This window comes from Streptomyces sp. NPDC101152 (genome assembly GCF_044768275.1).
Lineage (GTDB): Bacteria > Actinomycetota > Actinomycetes > Streptomycetales > Streptomycetaceae > Streptomyces.
In genome coordinates this window covers 247,869-254,137 of sequence record NZ_JBIWPO010000005.1, presented here as the reverse complement: position 1 = coordinate 254,137, position 6,269 = coordinate 247,869, and the positions used below count along the sequence as shown (strand labels likewise).

Genomic DNA, 6,269 nt, shown 5'->3' with positions numbered 1-6,269 from the left:
GCGGGGGGGCGGGGCGCCCCCCCCCCGCCGGGGCGCGGCCCGGCCCCGGCCCCCCTCTCCCCCGGCGCGGGGGGGGGGCCTTTTTCGCGGCCCCCCCCCCCCCCCCGGCGGCTTTCTGCGGCCATGGGACCACGCTGGGGCACCGGAACGCCAGGGGGCCCGCAGCGTCACCGCTGCGGGCCCCCTGGCGTTGCCGTACCTCTCAGGCCTCTTCGCGGCGCAGCGAGGGCTTGAGTTCCTTGAGCCGGCCCAGCAGTCCGTTGACGAACGCGGGCGACTCGTCCGTGGAGAACTCCTTCGCCAGCTGCACCATCTCGTCGAGGACGACGGCGTCCGGGGTCTCGTCGACCCAGATCAGCTCGTAGGCGCCGAGGCGCAGGATGTTGCGGTCCACGACCGGCATCCGGTCCAGCGTCCAGCCGACCGAGTACTGCGCGATCAGCTCGTCGATGCGCTTCGCCCGCTTGGCGTAGCCCTCGACCAGCTGCATCGTGTACTCGCTCACCGGCGGCTGCCGGGTGTCGTCCCGGGAGAGCCGGATCCAGTCCGCGAGGACCGTCAGGACGTCGGCGCCGCGCTGGTCGCCCTCGAAGAGGATCTGGAAGGCGCGCTTGCGGGCCGTGTTGCGGGCAGCCACGGTTAGCTGTTCACCCGGCCGAGGTAGTCGCTCGTACGGGTGTCGACCTTGATCTTCTCACCGGTGGTGATGAAGAGCGGGACCTGGATCTGGTGGCCGGTCTCCAGGGTGGCGGGCTTGGTGCCACCGGTGGAGCGGTCGCCCTGGACGCCCGGCTCGGTCTCCTGGACGACGAGTTCGACGGCGGCCGGCAGCTCGACGAAGAGCACCTCGCCCTCGTGCTGGGCGACGGTGGCGGTGAAGCCCTCGATGAGGAAGTTGGCGGCGTCGCCGACGGCCTTGCGGTCGACCATCAGCTGGTCGTACGTCTCCATGTCCATGAAGACGAAGTACTCGCCGTCCATGTACGAGAACTGCATGTCGCGCTTGTCGACAGTGGCCGTCTCGACCTTGACGCCGGCGTTGAAGGTCTTGTCGACCACCTTGCCGGAGAGCACGTTCTTGAGCTTGGTGCGCACGAATGCAGGGCCCTTGCCGGGCTTGACGTGCTGGAACTCGACGACGGACCAGAGCTGGCCGCCTTCGAGCTTGAGCACCAGGCCGTTCTTGAGGTCGTTCGTGGAAGCCACGGTTGCGGAATCTCCTGGACTGACGTGGACGACCCCGGGGCACGCACTCCTACAGCGCGAGCAGCTCCTTGGTCGTGATGGTGAGTAGCTCGGGTCCGCCGTCCGCCTCGGGGCGGACGACGAGCGTGTCATCGATCCGGACGCCGCCCCTGCCCGGGAGGTGGACCCCCGGTTCGACGGTGACCGGCACGCAAGCGTCCAGTTTACCCATGGCCGCGGGGGCCAACTGCGGGTCCTCGTCGATTTCGAGCCCGACGCCGTGACCGGTGAGGGGCGACAGGCCCTGGGTGTGCCCCGAGGAGTCCAGCACCTGGCGTGCCGCGCGGTCCACGTCGCGACAGGCGGCGCCGGGGGCGAGAGCCTCGCGGCCGGCCCGCTGAGCGGCGAAGACGAGGTCGTAGAGGTCGATCTGCCAGTTCGCGGGAGACGTGCCGATGACGAAGGTCCGGCCGATCTCGCAGCGGTAGCCGCGGTAGGTCGCGCCCAGGCAGACGGAGAGGAAGTCGCCCTCCTCCACGCGGCGGTCGGTGGGGCGGTGCCCGCGGCGGCCGGCGTTCGGGCCGGTGGCGACCGAGGTCGGGAAGGCGGGGGCGTCGGCGCCGTGGTCGATCAGGCGGCGCTCCAGCTCCAGCGCGAGGTGGCGTTCGGTGCGGCCGACCAGGATCGACTCCAGGAGTTCACCCAGGGCCTGGTCGGCGATCTCCGCGCCGATGCGCAGGCAGGAGATCTCCTCCTCGTCCTTGACGATCCTGAGCTGGTCGACGGCGCCGCCCAGGTCCCCGACGCGCAGCGCCGGGGCGACCGAGCGCAGTGCCCGGTGCCGGGCGACGGTCAGGTGGTGTTCCTCCACGGCCAGGGAGTCGGAGTTCTGGGCCGCGGCGAGGTCGGCGGCGGCGACCGCGGGGTCTCCGGGGCCGGGGAGGGTGTACAGACGGAGGGCGTCGTCGGGACGGCCGTCGGCCGGGCGGTCCTCCGGGGGATCGGCGCTGACCAGGACGTCCTCGGTCTTGCCGAGGAGGAGGACGGCGCCCTGCGGGGCGGGGCCGGCGAGGTAGCGGACGTTGGCGGGGCGGGAGACGAGCGCTGCCGCGTTGCCGGCGGCGTTGAACTGCTCCCTGAGCCGGGTTCGGCGGATCGCGTACATCTCTGACATGAGATGAGCGTAGGAGGGGTGGGTGATTTGTGCCGGTTGGGAGGGTGCCGTTCGGGGGACGGGATACCCGAAGGACCACGCTCGACCCCCGACCGGGCCTACCAGTTCGGTGGGCTCGCGATCGCGCGGGCCAGGACGTCGTCGAGGAGCCTTGCCGTCCGGGGGATGTCCAGCTGGCTGTTGTCGATGATCGGGAGGCCCGAGCCGTACCAGCCCGCCATGCGGCCGTGGATGCGGGCCACCTCCTCGTCGGTGAGGCGGCGGTTGCCGGAGCGTTCGGCGTTGCGTTCCAGCACGATCTCCAGGCCGGGGAGGAGGACCACGGGGAGGAGGCCGGGGCCCACATGGCGCTTCCAGCCGCCGAGGCCGACCACCGGACGGTCGGGGAAGACGGCGTCGTCGAGGATGCAGGAGATGCCGTTGGCGAGGAAGTTGCGGGCGGCGAAGCCGCAGGTGCGGCGGGCCAGGCGGTACTGGGCCTCGGAGTGCTCGTTCCAGCCGGACTGGGGGTCGGCGAAGCCCGAGCGGACCCATTCGCGGACGTCGTCCAGGCTGATGTGGGCGGTCGGGACGCGGCGGTGGTCGGCCCAGTACTTGGCGACGCTCGTCTTGCCGGCGCCCGCGGGGCCGATCAGCAGGACGGCGAGCGTGGTGCTGGTGGCATCGGGGGCCGTCGAGGTCGCGGGCGGGGCGCTGGGCACGGCGACCGGGCCGCCGGGAGGCAGCGGGACGTGGCCCGTGGCGTCCGGGGGCGGCGGCGCGTGGTGCGGGGCCGGGGGCGCGGGTGCCGCGGGGAAGCCCGGGGCGGGGGGTGGCGGCGGCACGGGGGCCGGACCCCGGGGTGGGCCCGGGTGACCCGGGTGGTGTGCGGCCGGCGGCCAGCCGACGGCCGGTCCCTGCCCCGGCTGGTGGGGCGGCGGCAGCGGAGAACCCACTGCGTGCTGCATCCGGTGCCACTCCGTCTCATCAGGCTATGGGCGCTGACAGCGGGGCGGGACCCCGCTTCCTACCGAACGGTACCGTCCCCGGCCGTCGTTTGGTGAACGGCCGGGGACGGCCCCAAGTGCCCGTTTCCGTAAGGCAAATCGGACGGATGGCGCCCTGGCGGACTACTCGCCCACTTCGCCGTACGCGGCGAGCAGCACCGCGGGATCGGGGCCCTCCAGGACGGTGGGCTTGGCCAGGCCGTCCAGGACGATGAAGCGCAGCAGGTCGCCGCGGGACTTCTTGTCGACCCTCATCGTCTCCAGCAGCTTGGGCCACTGGTCGTAGCGGTAGTGCAGGGGAAGGCCCACGGATTGAAGGACGGTGCGGTGGCGGTCCGCCGTCGCGTCGTCCAACCGGCCCGCCAGGCGGCCGAGTTCGGCGGCGAAGTGCATGCCGACCGCGACCGCGGCGCCGTGCCGCCACGTGTAGCGCTCGTTCTTCTCGATGGCGTGGCCCAGCGTGTGGCCGTAGTTGAGGATCTCGCGCAGACCCGATTCCTTCAGGTCGGAGGAGACCACCTCGGCCTTGACCCGGATGGACCGTTCGATCAGTTCGGCCGTGTGCGGGCCGGCCGGGGTGCGGGCGGCCTGCGGGTCGGACTCGATCAGCTCCAGGATCACCGGGTCGGCGATGAAGCCCGCCTTGATGATCTCGGCGAGCCCGGAGACGTAGTCGTTGACCGGGAGGGAGTCGAGGGCGGCGAGGTCGCACAGGACGCCGGCCGGCGGGTGGAAGGCGCCGACGAGGTTCTTGCCCTCGGCGGTGTTGATGCCGGTCTTGCCCCCGACCGCCGCGTCCACCATCGCCAGGACCGTGGTCGGAACGGCGATCCAGCGCACCCCGCGCAGCCAGCTCGCGGCCACGAACCCGGCGAGGTCGGTGGTCGAGCCGCCGCCCACGCCCACGATGACGTCCGTTCGGGTGAACCCGGACTGGCCCAGCGCCTTCCAGCAGTAGGCGGCGACCTCGGCGGTCTTGGCCTCCTCGGCGTTGGGCACCTGGATGGCGACGGCCTCGTAGCCCTGTTCGGCCAGGTCGGCCCGCAGCGCGTCACCGGTCTCGGCGAGCGCCTCGGGGTGGATCACCGCCACCCGCTTGGCCCTCTCGCCCACCAGACCGGCCAGCTCGCCCAGGAGCTGACGGCCCACCAGAACCTCGTACGGGTCGGTGCCCGCCGTCCCGCCGACCTGGATCCGGGTGACTGCCTCGCTCATACTTCGTTCAACTCCAGTGTGTCCAGGGCGACTTGCGTGACCTCTTCGGGGGTACGGCCATCCGTCGCGACAACCGCCGTCGCGACCTCCTCGTACAGGTGACGCCGGGCCTCCATCAGCTCGCGCCACTGCTTGCGCGGGTTGACCGCGAGCAGCGGGCGCGCCTGGTTCAGCCCGGTGCGCTTGACGGCCTCCTCGACGTCCATCGAGAGGTAGACGACCCGCTGCCCGGCGAGCAGCGCGCGCGTGTCCGCGTCCAGGATCGAGCCGCCCCCGAGCGCGAGGACCCCCTCGTGCCCGGCGAGCGCCCGGTGCACGGCGGCCTTCTCGATCGCCCGGAAGACCTGCTCTCCCTCGTCGACGAAGATCTCCGCGATGGTGCGGCCCTGCTCGGCCACGATGTCGTCGTCGGTGTCCCGGTAGCCCACGCCCAGCCGCTCGGCCAGCAGCCGGCCGACGGTGGACTTGCCCACGCCCATCGGGCCGACCAGCACCAGCTGCGGACCGCTCATCGGATGGCCAGGTTCTCGAGGTAGGAACGCACGTTGCGGCGGGTCTCGGTCACGCTGTCGCCGCCGAACTTCTCCGCCACCGCGTCCGCCAGCACGAGCGCCACCATCGCCTCGGCCACGATGCCGGCGGCGGGGACCGCGGAGACGTCCGAGCGCTGGTGGTGGGCCTGGGCGGCCTCGCCGGTGGTCACGTCCACGGTCTGCAGGGCCCGCGGCACGGTCGCGATCGGCTTCATCGCCGCCCGTACCCGCAGCAGCTCACCCGTGGACAGCCCGCCCTCCGTGCCGCCGGAGCGGCCCGACGTGCGCCGGATGCCCTCGCCCGTGTTCACGATCTCGTCGTGCGCCTTCGAGCCCGGCACGCGGGCGAGCTCGAAGCCGTCGCCGATCTCGACGCCCTTGATCGCCTGGATGCCCATCAGGGCACCGGCGAGACGGGCGTCCAGCTTGCGGTCCCAGTGCACATGCGAACCCAGGCCGACCGGCACCCCGTAGGCCAGGATCTCGACCACGCCACCGAGGGTGTCGCCGTCCTTGTGGGCCTGGTCGATCTCCGCGACCATCGCCTTCGACGCGTCCGCGTCCAGGCAGCGCACCGGGTCCGCGTCCAGCCTCTCCACGTCGGCCGGCGTCGGGTACACCCCCTGCGGAGCCTTCGCCGAGGCCAGCTCCACCACGTGCGAGACGATCTCGATACCGGCCGTCTCCTTCAGGTACGACCGGGCCACCGCGCCCAGCGCGACGCGGGCCGCGGTCTCTCGCGCGGAGGCCCGCTCCAGGATCGGCCGGGCCTCGTCGAAGCCGTACTTCTGCATGCCCGCCAGGTCGGCGTGGCCGGGCCGCGGACGGGTCAGCGGGGCGTTGCGGGCCAGACCGGCGAGGATCTCCGGGTCGACCGGGTCGGCCGCCATGACCTGATCCCACTTGGGCCACTCGGTGTTGCCCACCATGATCGCGACCGGGGAGCCGAGGGTGAGACCGTGCCGGACGCCGCCGAGGAAGGTGACCTCGTCGCGCTCGAACTTCATGCGCGCACCGCGTCCATAGCCGAGCCGACGCCGGGCCAGGTGGTCCGCCACCATCTCCGTGGTGATCGGCACGCCGGCCGGGAGGCCCTCCAGCGTCGCCACGAGTGCGGGACCGTGGGACTCCCCCGCGGTCAGCCAGCGCAACCTGCTCAACGGTGCTCCTCAGTGC

At 72.4% G+C, this 6,269-nt stretch carries 7 protein-coding genes; all 7 read right to left on the bottom strand.

Going from position 1 to position 6,269, the window contains the following annotated elements:
• Positions 1–202: 202 nt before the first annotated feature.
• The 7 genes from nusB to aroC all read right to left on the bottom strand — a co-directional run bounded on the left by nusB (position 203) and on the right by aroC (position 6,253).
• Positions 203–637 carry a transcription antitermination factor NusB gene (gene nusB, locus ACIRVK_RS09255; protein WP_404244817.1) on the bottom strand — a complete coding sequence of 145 codons (435 nt, stop codon included), beginning with the start codon at positions 635–637 and terminating at the stop codon, positions 203–205.
• A 2-nt stretch (positions 638–639) separates the two neighbouring features.
• Positions 640–1,206: an elongation factor P gene (gene efp, locus ACIRVK_RS09250; protein ID WP_037742222.1), complete on the bottom strand. Its 567-nt coding sequence runs from the start codon at positions 1,204–1,206 to the stop codon at positions 640–642.
• A gap of 49 nt (positions 1,207–1,255) precedes the next feature.
• Positions 1,256–2,359, bottom strand: a complete 1,104-nt coding sequence (locus tag ACIRVK_RS09245) for an aminopeptidase P family protein (protein ID WP_404244816.1) — start codon at positions 2,357–2,359, stop codon at positions 1,256–1,258.
• 98 nt (positions 2,360–2,457) lie between these two features.
• The gene (locus ACIRVK_RS09240) at positions 2,458–3,306 is read right to left on the bottom strand and encodes a Pro-rich N-terminal domain-containing protein (RefSeq protein WP_404244815.1); all 849 of its coding nucleotides are present in this window, start codon (positions 3,304–3,306) and stop codon (positions 2,458–2,460) included.
• A gap of 162 nt (positions 3,307–3,468) precedes the next feature.
• Positions 3,469–4,560: a 3-dehydroquinate synthase gene (gene aroB / locus ACIRVK_RS09235; RefSeq protein WP_404244814.1), complete on the bottom strand. Its 1,092-nt coding sequence runs from the start codon at positions 4,558–4,560 to the stop codon at positions 3,469–3,471.
• Positions 4,557–5,072, bottom strand: coding sequence for a shikimate kinase (locus ACIRVK_RS09230; protein WP_404244813.1), 516 nt, complete (start codon positions 5,070–5,072; stop codon positions 4,557–4,559). Before ACIRVK_RS09230 ends, aroB begins: the two co-directional genes overlap by 4 nt.
• On the bottom strand, positions 5,069–6,253 hold the full coding sequence (aroC, locus tag ACIRVK_RS09225; RefSeq protein WP_404244812.1) for a chorismate synthase: 1,185 nt from the start codon (positions 6,251–6,253) through the stop codon (positions 5,069–5,071). The genes ACIRVK_RS09230 and aroC overlap by 4 nt, the downstream gene beginning before the upstream one ends.
• Positions 6,254–6,269: the final 16 nt, after the last annotated feature.

Excerpts from the sequence above, each read along its gene's own strand:
- ACIRVK_RS09245 (WP_404244816.1), bottom strand. The coding sequence starts at position 2,359 with ATGTCAGAGATGTACGCGATCCGCCGAACCCGGCTCAGGGAGCAGTTC.
- ACIRVK_RS09240 (WP_404244815.1), bottom strand. The coding sequence starts at position 3,306 with ATGCAGCACGCAGTGGGTTCTCCGCTGCCGCCGCCCCACCAGCCGGGG.
- aroB (WP_404244814.1), bottom strand. The coding sequence starts at position 4,560 with ATGAGCGAGGCAGTCACCCGGATCCAGGTCGGCGGGACGGCGGGCACC.
- ACIRVK_RS09230 (WP_404244813.1), bottom strand. The coding sequence starts at position 5,072 with ATGAGCGGTCCGCAGCTGGTGCTGGTCGGCCCGATGGGCGTGGGCAAG.